At 51.5% G+C, this 25,877-nt stretch carries 13 protein-coding genes and 1 pseudogene; 11 read left to right on the forward strand and 3 right to left on the reverse strand.

The window, feature by feature from the left end; genetic code table 11:
- Nucleotide 1: 1 nt before the first annotated feature.
- The 3 genes from AC3RCL_RS14680 to AC3RCL_RS14690 all read right to left on the reverse strand — a co-directional run bounded on the left by AC3RCL_RS14680 (nt 2) and on the right by AC3RCL_RS14690 (nt 4,731).
- Nucleotides 2-1,417 (reverse strand): spore germination protein, encoded by a 1,416-nt coding sequence (locus AC3RCL_RS14680; protein ID WP_492536018.1) that lies wholly within the window; start codon nt 1,415-1,417, stop codon nt 2-4.
- Nucleotides 1,418-1,533: 116 nt separating this feature from the next.
- On the reverse strand, nt 1,534-2,298 hold the full coding sequence (locus AC3RCL_RS14685; RefSeq protein ID WP_492536020.1) for a GerAB/ArcD/ProY family transporter: 765 nt from the start codon (nt 2,296-2,298) through the stop codon (nt 1,534-1,536).
- A 375-nt stretch (nt 2,299-2,673) separates the two neighbouring features.
- Complete coding sequence (locus AC3RCL_RS14690; RefSeq protein ID WP_492536022.1) at nt 2,674-4,731, reverse strand: GxGYxYP domain-containing protein; 2,058 nt, start codon at nt 4,729-4,731, stop codon at nt 2,674-2,676.
- Between the two features lie 316 nt (nt 4,732-5,047).
- Between AC3RCL_RS14690 and AC3RCL_RS14695 the strand changes: the two genes are divergently transcribed.
- From AC3RCL_RS14695 to AC3RCL_RS14745, 11 genes and pseudogenes are all read left to right on the forward strand, one after another.
- Entirely contained in the window at nt 5,048-6,190 is a 1,143-nt protein-coding gene (locus AC3RCL_RS14695) for a GntR family transcriptional regulator (RefSeq protein WP_192571938.1), read from the forward strand.
- A 168-nt stretch (nt 6,191-6,358) separates the two neighbouring features.
- Complete coding sequence (locus AC3RCL_RS14700) at nt 6,359-8,590, forward strand: hypothetical protein (RefSeq protein WP_213578604.1); 2,232 nt, start codon at nt 6,359-6,361, stop codon at nt 8,588-8,590.
- Nucleotides 8,591-8,614: 24 nt separating this feature from the next.
- Nucleotides 8,615-11,689 carry an alpha-mannosidase gene (locus tag AC3RCL_RS14705; protein ID WP_492536025.1) on the forward strand — a complete coding sequence of 1,025 codons (3,075 nt, stop codon included), beginning with the start codon at nt 8,615-8,617 and terminating at the stop codon, nt 11,687-11,689.
- Nucleotides 11,690-11,738: 49 nt separating this feature from the next.
- On the forward strand, nt 11,739-12,665 hold the full coding sequence (locus AC3RCL_RS14710) for an ABC transporter permease (protein WP_015735218.1): 927 nt from the start codon (nt 11,739-11,741) through the stop codon (nt 12,663-12,665).
- Between the two features lie 12 nt (nt 12,666-12,677).
- Nucleotides 12,678-13,574 (forward strand): carbohydrate ABC transporter permease, encoded by an 897-nt coding sequence (locus tag AC3RCL_RS14715; RefSeq protein ID WP_015735219.1) that lies wholly within the window; start codon nt 12,678-12,680, stop codon nt 13,572-13,574.
- A 72-nt stretch (nt 13,575-13,646) separates the two neighbouring features.
- On the forward strand, nt 13,647-15,305 hold the full coding sequence (locus AC3RCL_RS14720; protein WP_492536028.1) for an extracellular solute-binding protein: 1,659 nt from the start codon (nt 13,647-13,649) through the stop codon (nt 15,303-15,305).
- Between the two features lie 161 nt (nt 15,306-15,466).
- The gene (locus tag AC3RCL_RS14725) at nt 15,467-17,491 is read left to right on the forward strand and encodes a glutaminase family protein (RefSeq protein WP_492536030.1); all 2,025 of its coding nucleotides are present in this window, start codon (nt 15,467-15,469) and stop codon (nt 17,489-17,491) included.
- The gene (locus tag AC3RCL_RS14730) at nt 17,491-20,805 is read left to right on the forward strand and encodes a glycosyl hydrolase (protein ID WP_492536363.1); all 3,315 of its coding nucleotides are present in this window, start codon (nt 17,491-17,493) and stop codon (nt 20,803-20,805) included. Before AC3RCL_RS14725 ends, AC3RCL_RS14730 begins: the two co-directional genes overlap by 1 nt.
- Nucleotides 20,806-21,076: 271 nt before the next feature.
- Nucleotides 21,077-22,678: a CehA/McbA family metallohydrolase domain-containing protein gene (locus AC3RCL_RS14735; RefSeq protein ID WP_492536032.1), complete on the forward strand. Its 1,602-nt coding sequence runs from the start codon at nt 21,077-21,079 to the stop codon at nt 22,676-22,678.
- A gap of 324 nt (nt 22,679-23,002) precedes the next feature.
- Nucleotides 23,003-24,595: pseudogene (locus tag AC3RCL_RS14740) on the forward strand (ribonuclease J); the annotation flags it as partial.
- A 274-nt stretch (nt 24,596-24,869) separates the two neighbouring features.
- A complete protein-coding gene (locus tag AC3RCL_RS14745; protein WP_492536034.1) occupies nt 24,870-25,820 on the forward strand; it encodes a carbohydrate ABC transporter permease in 951 nt (316 codons plus the stop codon).
- Nucleotides 25,821-25,877: the final 57 nt, after the last annotated feature.

A 25,877-nucleotide genomic window follows, 5' to 3' on the forward strand; every position in this document is an offset into this window, starting at 1 on the left:
CTCACGTTGGTTCCCTTTCTTCAGAAGTGTTATCCATATTCTGCAGCATTTCCGGTCGGTTTTTGTTGAAAGCCCACGGTTTTTTCAAGAGGGCATTCATTAAATCCTTGAAGGTCAGCGGCGATAGAGGAGCAAGGTACGGAAGTCCGAAGGATTCCAATACGGAGAGGTATGCAATGAGACTGAATACACCAATAAAAAATCCCAGCATGCCAAGCAAGGAAGACCAAATCAGCACATACAGCCGAATAATGCTGACCGTTCCGCTCAGTGTCTGGTTTACCAATGTAAACGTCGCGACTGCCGTCGTTGCAGATACGACCAGCATGGCGGGCGACGTTAAGCCAGCGCGTATGGCAGCATCCCCGATAATGAGGCCGCCTAAGACCGCGATGGTTTGACCGACAGCTTTCGGCAGCCTAATGCCTGCCTCCCTGAATAATTCGAACATGCCCAGCATCAATAAGATTTCCATTGGCGCCGACAGCGGAATCCCGAAACGGGAGACCGTGACGGTCGCAAGTAGCAGAAAGGGAAGCTGATCCATGTTGTAGCATATCAAGGCAATCCAAAATCCCGGGAGCATAATGGCGAGTACGAGACCAAGGAGCCTGAGAAGACGCTCAAAGATGACGAAATGATAAGGAAAATAGGAGTCTTCCGGCGTTTTTAACAACTCCAGCAAGTTGCAAGGCGCAATCAACGCCATTGGCGACCCGTCCACAAGGATGACAAAACGTCCTTTAAGCAAGCATTCCACGACAAAATCCGGCCTGCCAATGTAGTCCATGAGCGGAAACAGGGAGAGGGTCGAATCGGAAAGTGCCTCCTCCAGCTGACCGCTGGTTACTAGCGCATCGACATGGATGCCTTTTAAGCGCGACTTTGCCTCGTTGATGACTTCCGGGCGTATGATATCGGAAATATACAGAAGGGCTACTCTGGTCTGGCTGCGATCGCCAATCATCATTTGCTCATTGTGGAGCGTGGCCGTTCGCAATCTTTTTCGTACGAGTGCCACATTCATGAACAGATCTTCCGTAAATGCATCTCGAGCCCCTTTGATGGAGACCTCCGTATTGGACTCTTCTGGTTGTCTATTGGGAAGGGAGGCAATATCGATGGAATAAAAGCATTTCTCTCTTGAAAAAAATAGGATCATTCGTCCCGCAAACAGAAGCTTAACGACATCGGCAGGCTCCTTCAATTTGCTCCATTCCATCGATTTATCCAATTCTCTGGCTAAAGGCTCCCAATCCCTGAAATGTTCCAGTTTTTCTTCCAGATCCGGCAGCACATATTGGGTCATCACCATGGCATCAACCATTCCTTCGCTATACAGCAGCACTACGGGGATAGCATCTTCATGCTTTCCCGGGAAAGATTTGATGATCACATCCGCGGAGTTGGCAAACATGGATCGCAGGGCTTCCTCATCCAATGCGTCGGATGCAGGTAGCCTGTCCACTGCGACCGAAGATGGTTTTTTTTTCGGCGGAACATGCTATTTCGATTTCTGTAGTTTGACATCGTCTACCCCCCTTTGGTATTGGCTCGAAATGTGACAGCAATGGCAATCAACAGCGTCAGCGCGGAAAGGAAGACCAGGTAGGACGGCGAATATTTGCCCAGCACGAATAACTCGATTTGCCGATCGATTACCGGGATCATCGAGATGATGGATGTGGCTACACCCACCCCTAACACGTACCACAAGCGTCGTTTGGGTTTTTTAAAAGGAATACCGTCCGCCATGATAAACAGGAACAACGAAATACGGATTAATGTCCCCGATATCCATTGGTACAAAGCCAGAAAATCGACATGGGTTATATATTTCGTAATGGTGACCAGCATCCACTGCTCGTATGCGGGATAGCGGGATTCCATCGCGGGAACTGGCCCGAATGCGGCGATAGCTCCCATCAACGGTCCCAGGGTGAGTCCTCCCAGCAAAATAGACAATATGACGATCGAGAGGTATCTCATCCTTCGTTTCATGTGATGCTGAAGATAGATCAGCACAATCATCTCCATGAATCCGCCGCCGGCCACGAGCATGCTCTTGAGCATGGGCGTGTAACCATCCACGAATAGGGGGGTCAACAATCCATCTTCGCATGGTTCAAAGACAGCTTCGGACCCGTGATAGGCTGGATCTTCACGGCCGTAATATGGCTGCGAATCGTATGGGGGAGAGGATCTTATCGCCATGTGATTGTCGACTGCAATAGAGTAGGGAAGAGAGCCGGTCCTCAGATCGGCTGTCGAAACGATGTGGTTTTTGCGATTACCCAAGAAATAATTCAGCCTCTTTTCCAGGCTCCGAGCAGGCAAGGAATTGTTTTTCCTTTTTAAGAGGTGAAGAGATGAAAGGGTGCGAGGAGAGACGGATTGTAAACGAAGTCAGTACGATCATATTGGAGGCACAGCTCAGATTGCAGTATGATGAAGGATAATAGAGATTATTATTTAACGGTATTAATCAATTAATTCATAGCGTTAACTATATATAATTAATGATATTAACTATATATAGTTAATGCCATGAAATACAACGAAAGACCCGGCCACTAAAATGGAGAAATACAATAATAAAACAGGCAGCGCAGACCCGATTGGATTGGGCCTGCCGCTGCCTTAAGGAATATGCAGTCGTTTAACCAGACATCATCATTTCTTGCTTGCCGGCAAGCCGTAGCTTTCACGGATCAAGGAGAAATAGTGATCGGCGCGTACAACTTTGAAGTCTGCTCCAAGCTGCTCGGTTAGAGCCAGCGCATCCGACGGAGTCATGCTCCAGGCAAGCATGCCGAGGGAAACGAAGAGCGGTGACTTACCGTCCCAATTTGCCTTGGCCTCATTCAGGACCTGCAATCCGTCCTGCACGGTGCTGATCCCGCGGATCGTTGACACGGGCAGGCTGTCGCCTACGATTTCAACCCCGTATCTGTCTTCATAGCTAATAAATAAACCGGGTACGTTATATTCCTCCTCATATGCTTTTGCTTTAAACGGTGATAACGGCACATTCTGACTATCGACTCGATTCAGAACATAAGGGATCGTCATTCCCGTCTTTTTCAGGTATTTCTCGGTAGACCGCAAGAACTGCTGAAAGCTTGCATCCGGCCATGGGCTTGGGTAAAAATATCCGGCACCGGACGGCCCGGCAATCAGCAAATCGTTCTCTGTAGCCGAATTGAGATAATAATTCAATATCGCTGGAGCACCTTCATAAAGCAGAGGACTGGAGGTCCAGTTGATCGGGACTTTGCCGCGAGCCGGGTCATCCCACATGACGCGCATGCGATGCTGGTTGTATTGGAAGTTGTCGCCTTCCGTAAAAGTATACGTTACATAAATCTTGTTCTCCAGAGCTGGCTGCGGAGGTGTTTTCGCCAGCTTGAAGTTTGGCTTGGTTCCCGAGAAGACGGTCAGATTGCTGAACCAGTCGGCCGCCAGCACATAAACGCCATATCGGGAAGCGATCTCGACCGAGCTGAACTCGCCTTCCACATCGTTGCTGAACCAGCCGAGGTACGGGGTACCCGGCTTCACACCGGACAGGATTTTTTCGAACAGCGCTTTTTGCTCAGGGACATTGGAATCCAGCCAGAATACCATCGCTTTGTTGGCTACGGCGTAATCTCTTAAATAACCATAGGGTTCCTGCTGCTCAGCAGATAGCGGACGGATATTTCCCGCGGAAACCTTATACTGGTTCCACATATCCACTTCGGCGACCAGGTTCTTGGTTCCGGCAGGAGGGGTGAACTCGTACACAAAATAACTGCCGTTATCGGCGAAGCGGTGACCGCCTTGTCCTTCACCGAACTTGGAATTTTGCCGATCATATAGATAGGCCTCTTCTTCCGGTGTACCTGCGATGAAACTCGCGATCACGTTGCCGTCAGCCTTGACCGTTACTTCGTGTACGGCAGGGCCCCAACCGTCCTGGGTGAAAGCATCGTCAAACCGAAGATATACCTCTGATTTTCCCAAGAGAGAGGATAAATCAAGCGGGTAAGTATCACGATTGCTTGCATCGCGAATCTGCTCCTTCTCCTCTGCAATCGTTACAAACGATTCCGGGAGGCCGGAAGGAATTCGGATCGCCGTATCCGGATCCAGTCCGACTAACATCTGATGATTCGTCTGCTTCCACAGATTCTCGTACTGCCAGGTGTAAGCTTCGAGCCGGTTATCGAATTTGCCGCGCAAATCATCCAGCGTCTTCAAGTTATAAGGAGCTTTGGACAATTGGGCGGCCAGCTCCGGACTGGCAACGACAGCCTTCTTCAGTCCTGCGAGGGTGGTGGCGACATTAATCGTGTCGGGAACTTCCGGATCATATACAATCATGCCTTTGGCTTCGCCACGATAAGCAGCGAATACGTCCCAATAGTCTTCATGAAGCGTATAAGGCACGTTTATATCTTCAAGCCAGGTCATTTTCCCTTCTTCCTGGGACTCAATCAAATAGATTCGGGGCTGTTCCCGGTTAACGATCCCCTGCAAGGTTCCTAACATCAATTTAATGTCACCTGGCGCATCATAAATATCTGCGACATCCAAATGCTTCGGCTTCTTGAAACTTGGCAGTTCGCGGTTATTGGAACCGTCAGGTTTGGCTGACCGTGCATCCGTATCCGAAGCATAAGCTGCGCCGCCGCTTAATGAAAAAGCACAAAGTATGGCTAAACAGAGAATCGTGAATCTACGAGCCATGGCGAATTCACTCCTTGTTATGGTCTGTTGTCAATTGGAAGCGCGTGCTCATCCGTTAACATTCAGCCCTCCTTTTTGGCACCAACATCGTGTAGCACATCGCTTACCAACACATATTTAATATATTCAAATATAACTTTACAAGAGGTTCGACAAAACTTCCTATGATTCTTGCAAATCAGGCATGTTAAACGCTATCCTATCAAGGTATTGTCGTAATTGGCCGTTGTCAGCTCATGCTTGTTTATTGCGCTTGTATGTGTAAGGATATATTATATATTTCAAATATCATGAATGAATTGGTGATGTGATTAGTATGAGTACAAATGATCGAATTCCGTTGTATCAGCAAATCCAGGACTATATCCGACACGTCATAGCATCAGAAAATATGAAGCCCGGTGATCGCATACCGACAGAGAAGGAGCTGATGGACCAGTTTCATGTCAGCAAGATAACGGTTGCCAATGCGCTGACCGGATTAGCGAACGAGAAATTGATTGCCCGCGTGCCGGGCAAAGGAAGCTTTGTTGCAGAAGAAACGGACTTCTTACCCGGAGCGCAGCCGTCGGCTTCGTCGCACAAGGGAAGAGAAAGGACGCTGGCAACGGGCATGATTGGCGTGATTATGCCCACCATTCATGATTACTTTGCCATGAGACTCATTGAGGGGATCGAGCAGGCTCTTAGTGACGAAGGTTACCGCAGCATGATCATGCTGACGGACGGCAAACTCGACAAGGAAAAAGACGCCATCAAGGATCTGAAGGCTCTCGGAGCCGAAGGCCTGCTTATTTTCCCGATCGACGAGGAGAACTACAACGAGGAGATACTGGGCATGAAGCTGTCCGGTTTTCCTTTTGTGTTGATCGACCGGTATTTGCCTGGCGTCGAGACGCATTATATTGCGGCCGATGGAAGGCGGGGCACCAGGCTCGCCGTTGAGCATCTATGGGAGCTTGGGCATCGTGATATCGCCATCTGCTCGGATTCTCCCCTTCAGACCGTGACGGTTCAGGAGCGGATCGAAGGGTACATCGATGCATTGAAGGACAAAGGCGCGCTCATCAATCCGGCGCATATGATTACGGATTTCAAACCGCTGAACGTGCTCAAGGATGCGGAAGCCCACCCGTTATACCGTTACATCCGAAATCGTATGGTAACCGCCTATATTTCGCTTAACGGGAGACTGGGCGTGCAGATCTATCAGATGGCAAAGCAAGCGGGGCTTAGGGTGCCAGAGGACGTATCGATCGTCAGCTTCGACGATCCGACTTCCATCGTGGAGGAATTCAGCATTTTCACCCATGTCAAGCAGTTTGAGCGGGATATGGGATATCAAGCCGCCGGCAAACTTCTGGAAGTGCTGCGCGGCACAGGAGAAGCCAAGAGTTACAGCAAAATACTGATTGAGCCCGAGCTTGTGGTTCGCCAAACATCAGGCCAGGTTCCATGAACTTAATATTCACGCCAAAAATAAGCCTTTTCCGTCATCCAACGGAGAAGGCTTTTTTAATTCGAATAAAAAACATATTGAATATATTAATATTATATATTATATTCTAGAAAATGATGGAGGTTATGAAGCGACAGTACATTTAACCTGAGCAGGGAGGTATAAAACGTGCCGAGAGATCGCAGGGAAGAACGAACCGGGTTTCAAGAGTCTGCACCGTATCACCCCGACTATGATCTTCAGACAGACTTCGTGATGGTTTATGGGATTGACGAAACCATGCCCGAGCGGATTCGGAAATGGAAAGAGAAAGGATACGTCGTCCATCTGATGACCGGAGTCGCTTGGGGGCAATACAACAGCTACCTGGACGGGGAGATAGACGGCGTACCCCATTGGGATGAAGCCCAGAAGGATCGCTATGGGGAGATGATCCTGCATGGCAAACAACCGGTCATTCCTTACATGGTGCCTACGATTTCCTTTGGCCGCTTCATCGCGGACCGAATACGCATCGCGGTGGATGCGGGCGTGGAAGCCATTCATCTGGAAGAGCCTGAATTTTGGGTGAACGGAGGTTATTCGGAAGCGTTCAAACGGGAATGGCTGCTGTATTACAAGGAGCCATGGATTCCGCCGCATGCTTCGCCAGACGCACAATACCGGGCTTCCAAATTGAAAGCGTATTTATATACCCGCGTGCTCGACCGGTTATGCGCAGAGATGAAGGATTACGCGTTAAAGCGTTATGATCGAATCCTTCGCTTTTACGTTCCGACTCATAGTTTGATCAACTACACCCAATGGCGAATCGTAAGTCCGCAATCGGCGCTCGTGGAGCTCCCGTCCATAGACGGGTACATTGCACAGATCTGGACGGGGACCTCCCGGACGCCGAATGTATATGAGGGGCTGCGTAAGGAGCGGACATTTGAAACCGCTTACCTTGAATACGGCGTGATGCAGGAGCTGGTTCGTGGAACGGACAGACGCATGTGGTTCCTGCATGACCCGATTGAAGATAATCCGAACCACACGTGGGCGGATTACAAGCAGAACTATCTAAAAACCGTGGTCGCATCACTGCTGCATCCCGGGGTCTCCCATTATGAAGTATCGCCATGGCCGCGGCGAATCTTTAAAGGGAGATATCCTTCCGAAGACGGTTCAGGCAAAGAGTCCATCCCGTCCGACTATGCAACGACGCTGCTCCAGGTCATGCATACGCTGGGCAACATGGACCAGAAAGTGATCGAATCGGCGGAAGACGACTTGCAAGTCGGCGTTCTAATTGCAGACTCCGCGATGTTTCAGCGAATGAAGCCTGAGCCTGGAGCGCCCGATGCCGGGAAATATGACGGCACGGATCCCGAAGGTTTTCAGGAGGCGGGCGACACGGAGCTTCTCGATTTCTCTCCGTTTTACGGTCTGACGCTGCCGCTGCTGAAGCATGGCATCCCGGTACGCACGCTTCAGCTGGATAATGTAAGGCGTTATCCGGGTTATTTGGCTCCATATCGCGTCCTTGTGCTGAGCTATGAATTCATCAAGCCGGAGTATCCTGACATTCATAATGCCCTCGCGCAGTGGGTGCGGGATGGCGGCGCACTGATCTATGTCGGCGATGACAGCGATCCGTACCACGGCATACGCGCCTGGTGGAACGCGGAGCTCGAGAGCGGAGCGTTCGGCTCGAAGTACAACTCCCCGCGGGAGCATTTGTTTGAGCAGCTTGGCCTGAAGGGGAAAGCGGAAGGAATCCATCAGGCAGGAAAAGGCATTGTATGCTGGCTGGATCAGCATCCGGCCGACCTGACCTTGTCGAAGGAAGGGGCTGACCGGCTGCGCCGCTCCGTCCAGGCTGCGATAGAAGCGCTACTCGGCACGGTACCGCCCTGGCATGCCAAGCATTATTTCAAGCTGCAGCGCGGTCCTTATATCATTGCTTCGGTTCTGGAGGAGTCCGTCACCGATAAAGACTTGACGATATCGGGTCCTGTCGTGGACTTGTTCGATTCGAAACTCTCCGTTCATGATCAGTTTACGTTAAGCCCGGGGAAACAGGCGCTTCTCTATGATGTTGAAGCCGGTCGTCCTTCCGGAGGCAAAGTGTCCATCATCGCAGCTTCCTCCAGAATCGAGGAGCTCGACCAATCGGACGCCGGGTTCCGATTCACAGCCAAGGGACCGGCCAATATGCAGGCCAGCGCAAGGCTGTATTGTCCGACCGAGCCGGCGTCCGTCCAGTACGTCACCGGGAATCAAGCGATGCCTGCCGACTGGGTATGGGATCGGGAGTCGTTAACCGTCCTGCTGCAGTACGAACACGGTGCGGCGAACCAGGCCGTGATTCAAGTGGATTGGATACCCCAATCCGTGACGGAACCTGCAGCCGACTGATGCAATAGAGAGGAGCAGATCATCATGCCATACGAACCGATAAGGCTTGAACCGTTGAAACAAATGTTAAACAAACTCCGGGAAGCCATCTATGAGCCGGTTGCCGAGTTGGAAGTGACGGCATGGGTTACGCCTGAACCCGTATCGTACTCGGATCGAAAGACGGGAACGAAAATGACGCTTGTCCATGGACAGCGATGGGGGGACCTGTGGGACTGCGCCTGGTTCCGTTTTGCCGGGAGCGTTCCGGAGCATAGCCAGAAGGAGGACCTCGTCCTCCTGCTGGACATTAACGGCGAGTTGTGTTTGGCGGATCCGAACGGATCGCCGGTACAGGGATTGACCACCGTGAATTCGGAATTCGATTTTTCCTTAGGGCTCCCCGGCAAACGTGTCGTCCGGCTTCATGACATGTTCCTGACCGGATCGGATATTGAAGTTTGGGCCGATGCGGGCAATAACGATCTCTTTGGCAAATACCGGGGAGGGACTTTGAAAGAAGCCGTCATCGCCAGCTGCCGGGAAGATATCCGGAGCCTATATTACGATGTCGAGGTACTCTTGGAAGCCGCCGAGCAGCTCCCGGCGGGAACCGCCCGCAAAGAGAGAATCTATCAGGCGCTGTATGACGTTTCGTTACGGCTCACGGATTTCTCGCCGGAGCGCGTCGCGGAGGCGAAGAAGAAGCTGGCTAAACCATTGAGCCTGAAAGGCGGCGATCCGGTCTTAACGATCAGCGCCGTGGGTCACGCGCATATCGATTTGGCCTGGCTGTGGCCGATCCGCGAAACGATCCGGAAAGGCGCCAGAACGTTCTCGACTGTCCTTCGCATGATGGAACGCTACCCGGACTACGTGTTCGGGGCAAGCCAGCCCCAGCTATATGACTGGATGAAGCAGCATTATCCGGCACTGTATGAACAGATCAAGGAACGGGTGCGCGAAGGAAGATGGGAACCGCAGGGAGCCATGTGGGTAGAATCGGATACCAATGTGCCGGGCGGGGAATCACTGGTTCGTCAGATCCTGTACGGGAAGCGATATTTTCAACAGGAATTCGGGTTGGAGATGAAATCGCTCTGGATGCCGGACGTGTTCGGTTACTCCGCCAGCCTGCCGCAGCTGCTCAAAAAGTCCGGCGTGGATTATATGATGACCCAGAAGCTCTCATGGAGCGAGTACAACCGGCACCCTCACCATTCCTTCCTCTGGGAAGGCATCGACGGCTCCGCTGTACTGACCCATATGCCTCCTGAAGATACGTACAACAGTCCGGCAGCCCCTCGTTCCATCGCCAAAGCGGAGCGGGAGTATTTAGATAAGAACGTATCCGGCCATGCTTTGATGCTCTTCGGCATTGGAGACGGCGGCGGCGGTCCGGGCGAAGAGCATTTGGAACGGCTGGCTCGCGAGGAAAACCTGCTCGGTTTGTCTCCCGTCCGGCAAGAGCCTTCGTGGAAGTTCTTCGAACGGTTGAATGAAGAGCGCGAGTCGTTCCAGACGTGGCGCGGGGAGCTCTACCTGGAGAAGCATCAAGGAACCTTGACCAGTCAGGCCCGGAGCAAGCGTTACAACCGGAAGATGGAGAAAGCGCTGCGCGAGCTGGAGTTTGCTTCCGTGCTGGCAGCCCGGCTAGGGCGGGATTATCCAGCTGAGGCGCTGGAGACGATCTGGAAGGAAGTCCTGCTGTATCAGTTCCACGATATTCTTCCGGGATCTTCGATCAAGCGGGTGTACGATGAGTCGCTGGCGCGGTATGAAGAGCTGCTTGGGCAGACGGAAACCATGATTGCCGACACCTACAGCTATTTAGCTGACCATATAGCACGCAGTGACACGGCTTCCGCGCAAACCGTCATCTTCAATTCGCTGCCTTGGGAGCGACGAGAGTGGCTGCGCATGAACGGACGCTGGCATCGCGTGCAGGTTCCATCGATGGGATATGCAGTTTTATCGAATGACGCCGGCCTGGAAGCGGATGGAGAAGCCGCATCCTCCTCTGAAATCTTGACTAAAACGCCAGGGGCGGGCGCAGACGCTGCAGCTGAAGGACGAAGCCTGGAGAACGACAAGGTCATCGTGACGTTCGATCAAAACGGGGCTATCCTGTCGGTTCTGGATAAAGCGGAAAACCGCGAAGTCATCCAGCAGGGACGATTAGGCAACGATCTTCGTGTGTATCATGACGGCGGGGACGCATGGGATTTCCGCCATGACTATGCGGCGAATCCGGGTACACGGTTACACCTACTGAGCATGCGGGAGCTTCGGGAGGGGCCGAGGATCGGGCTTGTCTTCGAGTACGGTTACGGGGAGTCCTCGCTGACCCAGACCGTCGTGCTGACGGCGGGCAGTCGGCGCATCGATTTCGAGACGGACGTCGATTGGAGGGAGAATGGCAAGATGTTAAGAACGTCGTTCCCCGTTAATATTCGCACGGATCAGGTCCACTGCGAAATCCAGTTCGGCAGCCTGAGCAGACCGACTCACCGCAATACGCTGTGGGATTTTGCGAAGGATGAGATCTGCGCACATCAATGGGTGGACTTATCGGAGCCGGATTATGGCGTCGCGCTGCTCAATGATTGCAAGTATGGCCATCGCGCCATCGATAACGTGCTGGATCTCCATCTGCTCCGCAGCAGCTCCTATCCCGATCCGGAGGCGGACCGCGCGGAGCATCGATTCACGTATTCGTTGTATCCGCACCAAGGGAATCATGTGCAAGCCGAAATCTACCGAAGAGGCCATGAACTAAACGTCCCGCTTCGCACGGTGTCCTTGCCTGACGTATCGGATCAGGAGACAAGAAAGCTGCCTTTATCCCAAGCGTTTTTCAGGCCCGATCATCCGCACATCATGGTGGAGTCCGTCAAAAAAGCCGAGGACGGGGACGATATCATCGTTCGTCTGTATGAAACTTCGGGAACGCATGCGGGAACGTCGCTTCGGCTTGGATTTCAAGCCGCCGAGGCCTGGATTGCCGATCTGATGGAGAACCGCCTTACGCAGCTGAAGCTGAACGAGCCGTCTGAAATCGCGCTATCCTTCACGCCGTTTGAAATCATCACGCTGCGGTTGAATGTACCAGAACTATAGAGGAACGGGGCGGCATCGCCGCCCCATGTGAGAAAGGAGAGGTGGGAATGTGAACAAGTCACGATGGACAAGCAACCGAGTATTCAAGCGAATTTGGCAGCACAAGCTCTTTTACTTGTTCATGCTGCCCGGCATCGTCTGGTTTTTTCTGTTTTCCTATGTGCCCTTGTACGGAATTCAAGTTGCCTTCAGGGACTACACCTTCATAGGCGGATTTACAGGCAGCCCCTGGGCCGGATTCAAGTACTTCGAACAATTCTTCAATTATTATCAGTCCGGGGACATCATCCGCAACACGGTCATCATCAGCCTCATGAAGCTGCTGATCGGATTTCCGATGCCGATCATTCTTGCGCTCCTGCTGAATGAAGTCCGGAAGATGAAATTCAAGAAGACGATTCAGACCCTGTCTTACTTGCCTTATTTCGTATCCTGGATCGTGGTCGTCACCTTGATGCAGCGGCTGCTGACCCCATACGGCGGTCCGGTCAATGACCTCTTGGGCTCGTTCGGGGCCGAGTCGATCCAGTTTCTGAACAATCCAACCTGGTTCTATCAGATGATTGTAGGTTCCGATATCTGGAAGAACATCGGCTGGAATTCCATTATCTTTATGGCCGCCATTGCGGGCATCGACCAGCAGCTTTACGAAGCTGCCAAAATGGATGGCGCGGGGCGTTTCAAGCAGATGTGGCACGTGACGCTTCCAGGTATCCGCAATGTGGCCATCATATTGTTTATTCTCGCGGTGGGCAATTTGATGAGCGCGGGGTATGAACAGCTCCTGCTCCTGAACGGACCGGCGACTGCCAGCATGGGCAGCGTTCTGGACGTGCACGCCATCAACTCCGGTATCCGGGAAGGACGACTCAGCTACGCCGCGGCCGTCGGGCTATTCCAAAGCATCATCGGGCTCATCCTGGTTCTGACGGTCAATCGGATCGCCCGCAAAGTCAGCGATGTATCCCTGTTTTAAGGAGGTGACGTAATGAAACGCAAATGGTCTTTCTTCTCGGTGTTTAACTACACGTTTCTCGCATTGATCGGCTTCTCCATGATCTACCCGTTCATATACATTTTGGCGTATTCCTTGAATGACGGCAAAGATTCGATGATGGGGGCCATCTATTTCCTTCCCCGTAAATTCACGCTGGAGAACTATGCCCAGGTGTTCGATAACGCCCGTATATGGAAGGCATACCAAATTACGCTCATGCGCACCGTGCTCGGAACATTCCTGCATGTGGTGCTGTGTACGCTCATGGCCTATGCGCTTTCCAAGAAGACGCTGCCCGGCCGTTCCTTTTTTACCTTCTACATCTTTCTGCCGACGATTTTCAGCGCCGGGTTCATCCCGTTCTTCATTACGCTGCAGAAGCTGCATCTGATCAATACCTTTTGGGTGTACGTGCTGCCGATGCTGTTCAATTTCATGCACATCGTCATCATTCGCACCTTCCTGCAAGGCATACCGGAGGAGCTGGAGGAATCCGCCCGCATTGACGGTTACGGCGATTTTCAAATCTTCGTTCGGATCATACTGCCGCTCTCGGGACCGGTGCTGGCAACCATCTCCCTCTTCATCGGGGTGGCCCATTGGAATGATTGGTTCTCGGGCGCTTACTACGTATCCAACAAAGATTTGATCCCGGTGCAGACCTTATTGCAAGAAATGCTGACCGAAGCAGAAGCATTATCCAATTCGATGCAGCGCGCGGCGCAGCAGGGTGGTCAGACGGTGGGCGGAACCAGCGGGGCAGGCGCGACGCCCGAATCGCTTCGCATGGCCTTGCTTGTCATCACGGTCTTCCCGATCCTGTGCATTTATCCGTTCCTGCAGCGATATTTCGTAAAGGGGGTTATGATCGGTTCGGTTAAAGGTTAGGTCATCCTGACCCGGAATTTGTCCAAAGCTTTACCAAGATCATTGATATCCATATTCCAGGAGGCGATTGGTTTGAAGAGGATTTGGTCGAAAGGCGTATCCGCATTGCTCGTGTCCATCATGGTTGGAGGTTTGCTGATCAGCTGCACGAATTCATCAGGGAACGGAGATAACGGAGAAGGCGCAGAAGGAGAGAATTCATACAAACTCAAAATATTACACAATTGGAATGGCTCAAACGGTTCCGATGCGATGACGCCGGTCGAAGAAGTCATCAAGGAGAAGACGGGCGTTACCCTGGAGTGGGAATATACCAAGGGCAGCGAGACGGAAAAGGTCAATCAGATCTTCGCGACCCAGGATTTGCCCGACATCTATACCGGACCTGCCTGGGGCGGGGAACTGGACGGAATCATCAAGGCGGCCAAAGAAGGACAATTGGTCGATATCTCCGAGAAATTGAAGGATTATCCGAACTTGTCCAAATCCATCGCGGAAGAAAATGTCCCGCCGGCATTGTATGAAAAAGCGATTAACGCTTACGACGGCAAAAAGTATCTGCTGCTGCAAAATCAGCCGGCGACCAACGAAGATGGCATGGACTGGCTCTACGGCTTCTATGTGCGCAAAGACATCGCCGAGAAGGTTGGCGTTGATCCGCAATCCGTCGTGACGAAGGACGATTTCTATAGCTTCCTCAAAAAAATCAAGGATGCCAATCTGCAGGAGAACGGCCAGCCCGTCTTTCCGCTGGGCGGCTTCAGCAACGGCTGGGCCGTCGGCATCGGCAACACCATGTTTTATTCCGGAGCGAGTTACGTAGACAAAGGCGACGGCACGCTCGAGCATAACTTCTTCACCAAGGGCTACGAAGAATACACGCTGTTCTATCGAAAGCTGGTTGAAGAAGGGCTGATGGATCCTGAAGCCTTCACCCAGACGGACCCGATTGCCAAGGAAAAAATCAATCAAGGCCGCATCGCCATCCTGGCCGCCCACTACCCGGCTATCCTGGATGCTTCCAAGGAATATGTCTCTTCGCATCCGGGCAGCGACTACATTCCGCTCGGCCCGCTGGAGCGCGCTGACGTCGAACCGGACAGGCCTGTCGATCTGGGAATTCAAGGCAACAATGTGACGGCGATCACCAAAAACTGTAAAGGCGCTTGCGTGGATGCCGCGCTCAAGTTCCTCGACTTTATGGCTTCCGATGAAGGCTTTATGCTGGCTAGGTACGGGGTGCAGGGCGTTCACTGGGACATGAAGGACGGCAAGCCTGTCGCGAATCAGGAATGGTTTGACAAATTCAGCACGGACACCAACATGAAGCTGCGCAAGAACGAAGGCATCAGCATCGGCCTGGAATCGCTGACAGGGCTTGACCGCATCAATTCCGCTGCGGGAGGAGACATCTGGGCGGAACAAGAAAGGCTGGACGCGATGGAGAACGCTCGCAAAATCCTCCGTCCGAACGGCATTCAGGTCATTACGGCGTACAACCCCGGCGATGTCATCACCAAAGCGCCGGAATGGGAAATGCTGAAGCCTTCGATGGATCGGATGGGCGATGCGTGGAAGGAAGCGGTTTTTGCCAAATCGGATGAAGCCGCCATGAGCATTATCAACGAACTGCGGGAACAGCTCCGAAAGACCGGTTACGATAAGGCGATGCAGTTCACGAATGAAAATCTGAAGGGGAAAGACGTTGTGACCGTTCAAATGCCGAACTAATCATATCCATGATCAGGGGAGCCCGTTAATTAGGAAGGCTTCGCATGACCTTGTCATCCAAGGGGGCGAAGCCTTTGCTGTTTATTGAATCAATATTTCCAAATCGCAAGGAGATCCAGGCAGCTTGAAGAATAAAGAAGACATGAAGGAGTTGACGTTAGATGACAACGAATTTCAGACCCCCATCCGTGCCGCTGGTAACCGTAGATCCTTATTTCAGCGTATGGTCCGCAGCGGACCGTCTGTATGACGACCATACCCGGCATTGGACGAACAAGATTCAGGGCATGACGGGAGTAGCCATCATTGATGGCGTACCGCGACGATTCATGGGAAGAGTTATCACGCAGGAGCCGACAGAACAACTTGAGCCTGAAGCGCTTGAGCAAACCGATCTGACGGTTGAGCCCGTAACGACCCGGTATACGTTTCAAGGGGAAGGCATTGAACTTCAAGTTCAGTTTACCACCCCGCTTTTGCTGGACGATCTCGATCTGTTATCCCGGCCCGTCACCTATCTGACCTTTCACGTGCGTTCATTGGATGGGCAAGCGCATGACGTTAAGATTTACATCGATGTAACGGGCGAATGGTGCGTCCATACCCCGGATCAGCAGGTGACCTGGGAGCACCGCGTGATCGACGGACGATTGAATGCGATGTCGATGGGGACTGTCGAACAGCCGATCCTGCAGCTTGCCGGTGATGACACCCGAATCGATTGGGGGTATATGGTCCTGGCGGTGCCGCGTTCATCGCGGATACAGACGGTGATTCATTCGGTAACGACCCGGGAGCAGTATGTTAGGACAGGTCAATTACCTTCCCAAGATGATGCGCAGAAGCCGCGCTCCGTCTCCGATCACGTTCCCGTCATGGCAGCCGAAATCGAATGCGGGACCGTCGGGGATGAATGGGTATCCGAATATCTGATGCTGGCGTATGACGATATCCATGCGATCGAATATTTCCGCAAGCCGCTGGATGCTTATTGGAAGCGAAACGGATGGACCTTCCATGACATGCTGTTAGCGGCAGCCGATCAGTATGAAACGATCATGCGGCGATGCGAAGGATTTAACCGCGAGCTCATGACCGAAAGCCAAGCCGCAGGCGGCAATCGGTACCGGGATATTTTGGCGCTGACCTATCGGCAGGCGATTGCCGCGCATAAACTGGTTGCCGACGAAGCGGGCCGCGTGTTGTTTTTCTCCAAGGAGAATTTCAGCAACGGGTGCATTGCCACGGTCGATGTCAGCTACCCGTCGATTCCATTGTTCCTGAGATATAACCCTGAACTGATCAAGGGCATGATGCGTCCGATTTTTAAGTATGCGATGAGCGATGAATGGACGTTCGATTTTGCGCCCCATGACGTGGGCACGTACCCGAAAGCCAACGGTCAAGTGTATGGCGAGAACAAGCTGGAATACCAGATGCCGATTGAGGAATGCGGTAATATGCTCCTGATGGCGGCTGCGGTATGCAAGTATGAAGGAAATGCCGAGTTTGCCAGGGAGCACTGGGAGCCCCTTACCGCATGGGCTGGGTATTTGCTGAAGAATGGACTCGATCCGGATAATCAGCTGTGCACGGATGACTTCGCCGGACATTTGGCGCATAATGCTAATCTGTCCATCAAGGCGATCTTGGGCATTGCCGCATACTCCTACATGTGCGATCGGCTCGGCCTCCCGGAAGGCGGAGCTTATCACGAAGCTGCACGGAACATGGCGAATGAATGGATGTCCATGGCCGATGCCGGCGACCATTACAAGCTTACGTTCGACAGCGCCGGCGATTCCTGGAGCATGAAATACAATTTGGTGTGGGATCGGCTGCTGGAGTTCAACCTGTTTCCAACAGAAGTGTCTGCACGGGAACTGGAGTATTACCAGCATCTACAGAACCGTTACGGCCTTCCCCTGGACAGCCGCGATACGTATACGAAATCCGATTGGCTGGTATGGTGTGCAGCCATGAGTACCACGCAGGCCGGGTTTGAGTCCATGATCGCGCCCCTATGGGATTTCATGAATGAAACCTCCGCTCGAGTTCCGGTGACCGATTGGTATGACACCATCAGCGGCAAGCAAATGAACTTCCAGAATCGCTCCGTCGTCGGGGGATTCTTCATTCGATTACTCATGTCAGGAGCCAGTTCAAATTCGAACAAAGACAGGTGATGTGTGTGAACAGTCTTCATGTTAAGGAAGAAATCGAAATGGATCTCATGCGGTTGAAGCAGCAATTCCAGAATCCGGACGCAACCTACCGCCCGCAGCCATTCTGGTTTCTGAATCACGAGCTCGAGGAAGCTGAGCTGGAAAGCCAGATTCAATCGATGTTTGAAGCGGGCGTCGGAGGCGTTGTTCTGCATGCGCGTCATGGAATGCAAGCCTCATACCTCTCGCAGGCTTTTATGGAAGCTTTGGAATTCTGCACCGTGGAATGCCAAAAACGCAACATGGTCGTCTGGCTGTACGATGAGGATAATTGGCCAAGCGGGACGGTGGGCGGCAAGCTGACGCGACAGCATCCGGAATATCGCATGCGTTACTTAAGAGTGGAGGAAAGGCGTTGTTACGCCGGTTCCGGGCAAGAAAGCTTGAAGCTGGATTTTGCACGATATGAGAATAATGAGCTGATTGCCATTCTGGCCTATCGTGCCGTCGAGTCTGACGGGGAATGGCTGCTCCATGAAGAATCCGAGGACCTCACGCATGAATGGGGACGGGATTGGACGCCTCCGAATGCGGAAGACTCTTATGTCGTGCTGGCCTGCTGGTCCTGCGAAATTGCGGAAGGCATCACGTTTGCCAATGGGTACTACTTGGATACGTTGAATCCGGAGGCGGTCCAGGCGTTCATCCGGATGGCCTATGAACCGTTTCTGTCTTTGCAGAAATATTTCGGAACGACGATACAAGGCGTCTTTACCGACGAGCCGGGGCTCATGATCCACGACGGGTTCTTCGGGGTGGAAGCGATCCGGACGGCTGTTCACGATGTAGGCGCTACCCTGCCTGGCATGGTCTTTGCTTGGTCTGAAGGAATGGGTGAGCGGTACCGGCAAGAGAACGGGTATGATCTCATCCCGCGATTAGGAGCTTTGCTATATAACATGGCAGACGGCAGCCGGGCAACGAAACAGCAATATTATGATACGATTACGCGCTGGTATGTGGAGGGGTATCATCAAGCGATTTCCTCATGGTGCGAAGGGCATGGACTGCTGTACATCGGTCATACGCTGGAGGAGCCGGTCTGGGGGCAAGCCAGGTCGCAAGGCAACCAGACGCGCGTCCTGCAGCAGTACCACTATGCAGGCGTGGATTATTTGACGCCCGGCATCGGCACGAAGGAGAATCCGCACCGGATCGTGTCCGTGAAGACGGCGGCTTCCGTAGCCGGGCTCGATAATAAAGAACGCGTGATCTGCGAGGCCTTTGGTGCCAGCGGTCACGGCTATTCCATGCGTCAAAGGCGGCTCGATGCCAATTTCATGGCTTTCCTGGGCGTTAATCTGTTTATCCCGCATGCGTTCTATTATTCGTTTGCAGGGTATCGGAAAACCGATTTTCCTCCCACGGAATTCAAACATGCGCCGCATTGGCCGCATTATCGTGCTTTTGCCGACTATCTCGGTCGATTGAGTCTGCTCGGCGCAAGCGGAAAACGAACCGCGGAGGTTCTTCTATTATCGCCTATTCAATCGGTGTGCGAAAATATGTTCGCATCGGGGCAATCTAACCGGTTTCCTTCATCCGATACCTTGTTCTCGCTTTTGTCGGATCGCATGCTGCGCCATTCCATTGATTATGACTATGTTGATGAATGTCAGCTTCGTAATGCTGCCCTTGTTGATGGAGAAGGGGTGCGATTCAGTGGTGACGGGAACGCATATTCGGTTTTGGTTATGCCCGAGGTGGAAGTCATGTCAAGGGACATTGCCGTTCTTCTGGTTGCCTATGTAAAGCAAGGCGGAACGCTGGTTGCCGTAGGGGCAATTCCGCGGCATAGCGAGTCCGTGCGCCAGGACCCGGAGCTGGCAAAGCAAATGCATGAGCTTTTTAGCCCGAATCCTCAGCATGGGGCTTTACGCCCCGTTGGCAAAGGGCAAGCTTTATTTTATTCGTTGGAGGACAAGGACCACGAAGACACATTGATCGAGGATCATCTCGATTCCGGAGAAAAGCGGATACTTGCCGATCCAGAGATGTCCGGAGGCCGTATTAAGGAGCAGGCACCAGATCTGCTCGAGCACTTGTGTGAAACGGTAAGCGGGTTATTAAAGAAAACTGCTGCCTTACGATGGAAGCTGATTGAAGGACTATATGAGGATTTGATCCATGTAGAACGTGTGTTCGGTGACCGTGTATTTGTATGGTTTATGAACTGGGCGGAGCATAACGTTTCCATGAAGCTTGATGCAGGAGAAACCGGGAACCTTATGGAAGAGTGGGACTTGGAAAGCGGGAGCATTCGACGGTTAGTAGGCGATTCCGTTCTTACCTATGCACCTGGAGAACTGCGAGTTCTATCGGTTGGTCCTGAGGAGTGCTCAATTAACGAAATAGAACAAACGTTCGGCAAGATGCAAAAAACCGAGGATATTATCGTTCTCGAAGATAAGTGGCGTTTTCAGTCTCTTGAACCCAACGTTTTATTACTGGACCAGTGGCAGGTCACGCTGAATGACCGAAACTCCAGGATGAACGCCACGATGCCTGGGCAAGTGAACACGTACCGTACAACGTTTACCGTGACGCAGGCACTGATCGAACAATTGCATTCTCCGAATGGCGGAGATCAATCGTATCCACCAGATGTCCATCCATTAGCGAGGCTTGAGTTGATTCTGGACGATGTGGAGCAGAAAATACCGGCCCATATCGGCTTCCTGCAGCGCAGGCGCAATGTTGAAATCTTCGTGAATGGCGTCAGGCAGAATGCGCTGAAGACATCCGATTGGCAGGATTCAAACTATGCTACCCTAGATATCACGGCTCATTTGGTGACGGGCGAGAACGAGCTCGAGATATTGACGGTTTCCTTACTGGAGCCGATGCCGGCGATTTCATTCCCAGCCTATTTGATTGGGCCGTTTGAAATAGAAGATGGGGTGAGGTTAAATGCGTGTTCGGAACATATGTTTGGTTCTTGGGCTTCTGCCGGCTATCCTTATTATGCGGGAGCGGGCGATTACTTCCAGGAGGTAGACCTGACTGAGGTCAACTTAGCGCCGGACGAGGAGTTATGGCTGGAAGCCGAAGATATTAGGGAGACAGCTTGCCTATATGTGAATGATACAAGCGCTGGCATCCGGCTGTGGCCGCCGTATCATTGGAATATAACGCCGTATGTGGAACAGGGGATCCATCAGCTTGCCATCCGTGCAGCCAATACGCTGGAGAACTTGTATGGCAAGAATGCTTTGCCTTCGGGGGTGAATGGACAGGTTAAGTTGGTACGTCGAACTTTATCCAAAGAAATGTAATCTTAGAAGAAGCTCATCGAAATGACTACACCGAATGCAGGTTGTAGTCATTCTGTTTAATAATGGTTTACATAATATAATATATGTAACCTAATGGATGATGACCTTACTTATTTCGAGTTACACAGCCGAGAGCTTATTTATTTTATTGAACATAAGATAACGGTGACTATTCTTACAAATGTATCGATTTGTCATAACATTCTCTTAATCAAGAAGGCTTACACTTAAGTAGTTTTTACGATTGATATCAACTCGGAGGTGCCATGAAATGCAGCTAAAGAAGAAAACCATCATGGTTTTGGCGCTCAGCTTGTCCATCCTTTCGCAAGGCATGGTTGTTCATGCGAAGGCGGATGGGGGTAAGTTTAAGCCGGAAAGCAACGGCAAATGGATGACTGGGGAGTATCACGCGCATACGTATCAGTCCGATTATGCCAGTCAATCCTTGCAGGAATTGTTGGACAACGGGTTCGAAAAGTACGGTTTGGATTGGATCGCCGTTTCGGACCATCTTAGAGTTTCTAAACGGGATGATGAGGGGAATCCTCTTGCCGGCGGACCTGTTCCGTTCTCCCAAGGAATGGCGCAGTATCAGATCCCTAAGATCCAGCAGCTCCAGGCAGCAGGGAAATACAAGAATAACATTATCTATTCGGGTTTTGAATGGGACATGCCTACATACGAACATGTGGGAGTCGGCATTATAGCAGGCTCGTTCGGTTCAGAGGCGAGCCTTAGGGCAGCCCGTCAGTTCGAGTATCTATTTACGGATCGAGATGAAGCGATGTTTGATCCCAAAGAAGTCGCCGATTGGAAAAAAACAGACAGCCGGGCCTACACGACGTCCGAAGATGCCCGAACGGCACTGGCCTGGCTCCAAAAAAACTACGCCAACAGCAGTTATGCATTGCTCAATCATCCTTCCAGAAAAACCGTATATACGATCGCTGACATACGGGATTTCAACAACATCGCGCCGAATGTCGTATTCGGGATGGAGGGAATGCCCGGGAATCAGATGGAACCGGATCGTGGCGGACTAAATTTAACTACGCCGGAAAACAGAACCTACGGCGGCGCTGATTACATGATTGCCAAAGTTGGCGGCGTATGGGATGCGCTGCTCGGCGAAGGACGCGAATTCTGGAACTTTGCGAACTCGGATTCTCATTTTGAGATTAGTGACAACCGTTTATACTCCAGCGGTTATTGGCCGGGACAATACGCCAAAAATTACACATGGGTGAACGGAAAGGATATGCAAAGCGTGCTGAACGGCATGCGTTCAGGCCAATCGTTCTCCGTGCACGGCGATTTAATCAACGCCTTGGATTTCCGCGTTCGCCATGGAAATAAGCAGGCCGAGATGGGGAGTAGACTTCAAGTGAAACAAGGGAATCCTATCGAAATTACGATCCGATTCAAAAGTCCGAAACAAAATAACAACGGCGACTCCGTAGCCGTGGATCATGTCGATTTGATCTCGGGTGATGTCACCGGTAAAGCACAACCAGGTACGGCGGCATACAGCAAGAGCACCAACGATTCGACCAAAGTGGTGAAACGGTTTACGAGCAAGGATTGGACAACCGATCGGGATGGATACAACGTGATCACTTATCGGACGAAAGCAACGAAGGACCAATATTTCCGGTTAAGAGGGACGAACCTTGGCGTGAATGTTGACGGAGAAACCCACCTTGGCGATCCCCTCATGGATCCGAAAACGGACATCGAAGACAACGAGCAGCGCTTTGCGGAAATTAATAAACGGAATTACAGCGACCTGTGGTTTTATTCTAATCCGATCTTTGTCAGCGTTAACGATAAGCCGGTTAAAGCTCCTAAACAACAGGGGAAGCATTCGTAAGACGCGACTTGCGCTATATTCAAAAGACTGCCGATTATCCGGCAGTCTTTTTCATTTTTCAACTTTTAAAGAAGTCTGAGGTCTGAATTCCTATCTGGCTGCAACTGAAATCGCTAAAGACAAATGGCATACCGTTTGAGATCGGCGGGTTTTCTGTCGTTACCCTGCATCACGACTGGCGAAACCATTGTTACCCGCGGTGCATAAGTTTTGCGAGAACTTCAATAATATAGAAGAAACATCATGCCTTGAAAGATATGGATCTAGGCGAGTAGAGACAAGGAGGCAACCTAGCCATGAATATAGCTGAACAAAAATTGCTGGTACGATCAAGATATTGTGGTGATTGATTGCGGCTCGAAATTCCCTGACGAAAACCTGCCCGGCATCGACTTGATTGTTCCCGACTTCACCTATTTGCTGGACAACGCGGATAAGGTCAGAGCCCTTGTCGTCACTCATGGACATGAAGACCATATTGGTGGAATTCCCTATTTACTGAAGCAGCTGCCGATCCCTGTGTATGGGACGAAGCTTACGATTGAGCTGATTAAAATCAAGCTGAAAGAGCATCGTATTCTGCGTAATTCCGAGCTTCACACGATCGACGCGAATTCCACTATTCAAGCGGGTGCCATCCATGCCTCTTTTTTTTCGACCAGTCACAGCATTCCGGATTGCGTGGGCATCGTTTTTCAAACTCCGGAAGGTAATGTCGTCCACACGGGAGATTTTAAATTCGACATGTCTCCCGTGAAGGGACCTTATCCTGACCTACACCGAATGGCAGAAATCGGCAAGCAGGGCGTGAAGGTGCTGCTATCGGAAAGCACAAACGCCGAAAGACCCGGGTTTACCCCTTCGGAACGCTTGGTTGGCGGTCATATCCTGGAGGCTTTCGCCCAGGCCAAACAGCAGGTATTCATCTCCACATTCGCTTCGAACGTCAACCGTGTCCAGCAGATCATCGATGCCGCGGTAGAGACGGAACGGAAATTGATTCTGCTCGGCCGGAGCATGGTTAATGTCGTTGCGGTGGCCAAGGAGCACGGGTATCTCAACATGCCCGATGATTTGCTGATCGATGCTGGAGACAGCGAGCGTTATCCGCCGGACCAAATCGCCGTGTTATGCACGGGAAGTCAAGGAGAGCCTATGGCAGCCTTATCACGGCTAGCCAACTCCAAGCATCCCCATATCGAGATTCTGCCGGGCGATACCGTCATTATTGCTGCAGGGGCGATACCGGGTAATGAGCGGAATCTGGCTCATGTCATCGATAATTTATATGTGCTGGGAGCCCAAGTCATCTATGGATCGGGTGCGACTTCAGGGATGCATGTATCCGGACATGGCAGCCAAGAAGAATTGAAATTGATGCTCACTTTGATGAAACCGGACTATTTGATCCCCGTTCACGGTGAATTCCGAATGCTCTATCAGCATCGTCAGCTGGCCGAGTCCGTGGGAATCCCGAATGAGAACGTGTTTATCGTTCAGAATGGCGACACGATACAAATCCAGCAGGGCATGGCATCGTTAGGTCCCAAAATCCCTTCAGGCAACAGCCTGGTGGACGGATTGATGATCGGCAACGTAGGCAATATCGTCTTGCGGGACCGCAGGCAGCTGTCCTCCGACGGAATGCTCATTATCGTCACCACGCTCAGCAAATCGGAAAAGCAGATGGTGGCCAAGCCCGAGCTTATATCCAGGGGATTTATCTTCGTAAAAGATTCGGAGGAATTCATGGGTCAGATCCATGATATCGTCTCGTCTTCAATGAAGGATTTGACTGAAACCGGATCCACCCAATGGAATCTGATCAAGCAAACCTTGAAGGACCATGTCGGCAAATTCATATACAGTGAGACCAAGAGAAGGCCGATGATTCTACCCATCATTATCGAAGTTTAAGCACTTTGAATATAAAAAGCACAGCCTATTGGAGGCTGTGCTTTTTTTATGCTTATCGATATGGGGTTCAACCTAGGCATACACCCGGAAGCGGGCAGCTGCATACACTGCCGATAAAGAATCGCTTTAAGGTGTTGATCTTTCATTCACGTCTGTGAAAAAAAGAATAACACATAATCCGGATTCATCCACATAACCATGTACAGAATGGACATGAACGTCTTGTCCGATTGCCGGAATGGATCCGGTTACTAACGAAAGGAGGAGGATCGGTTTGTCATCCACCCCAGAAGGGAAATGGACTGCGGAACATGGAAAATGGGCAAAACGAAAGTTCAGATTTACGCGCAATGACTGGATGGGCTATCTATTCAGCGCCCCTCTGATTATCGGCGTCATCGTATTTGCCATTTATCCCATGTTTGCCGCACTGTTTATGAGTTTTCATCAGACATCCGGGCTCAATTTATCCGGAAACTGGGTGGGCCTGAGCAACTATCGTTACGCGTTAGAGGATTCCTTATTTTGGCAAGCGCTTACAAATACGTTCGTCATGGGAATATGGTCCGTATTGCTAGGGATCGCGCTTTCATTTGTTCTGGCAAGCCTGATTAATAATCTGAAATGGCATTTGGGACGCAATTTTTTCAAAGCGGTCTATTTTCTGCCTAACGTCGTATCCGGCGTTGCTACAAGCTTGTTGTTCTCTTTCTTGTTTTTTCCGTCCAAGGAAGGGCTGATCAACTTCGTGATTGGTTTGTTCGGCATCGATCCGGTCGGCTGGTTCACGAACCCGGAAGTCGCGCGTTACAGTATCGTGATGATGAGCTTGTGGGGTGCACTAGGATATAACACCATTATTTTTCTGGCCGGTTTGCAAAGCGTCCCGCGGGATCTCTATGAGGCTGCCGAGGTCGACGGTGCAGGCACGTACCGGAAATGGTGGTATATAACGATTCCATACTTGCGTCCGATCTTTGTGTTCATGCTCATCATGGGAACCATCGGCGGAATGAAGCGGTTTACGGATGTATGGTTAATCGGCGGAACCGCAGGTAATCCTGGGGGAAGCTTGATGACCGTGGTGCTGTATATTTACCGAAATGCATTCCTCTCTTCGCAGATGGGGCTGGCTACGGCCGTATCCTATCTGTTATTCGTCATCATACTCATCTTAACCGTGTTCCTCATGCTGCTCAACCGACGTAAAGACAGCTTGGATTAATCCCATTATCCATTTTCGGATCCGTAGGGGGAACCTTATTCCAGAAGACAGGAGGGT

Source organism: Paenibacillus sp. MT86 (assembly GCF_058792535.1).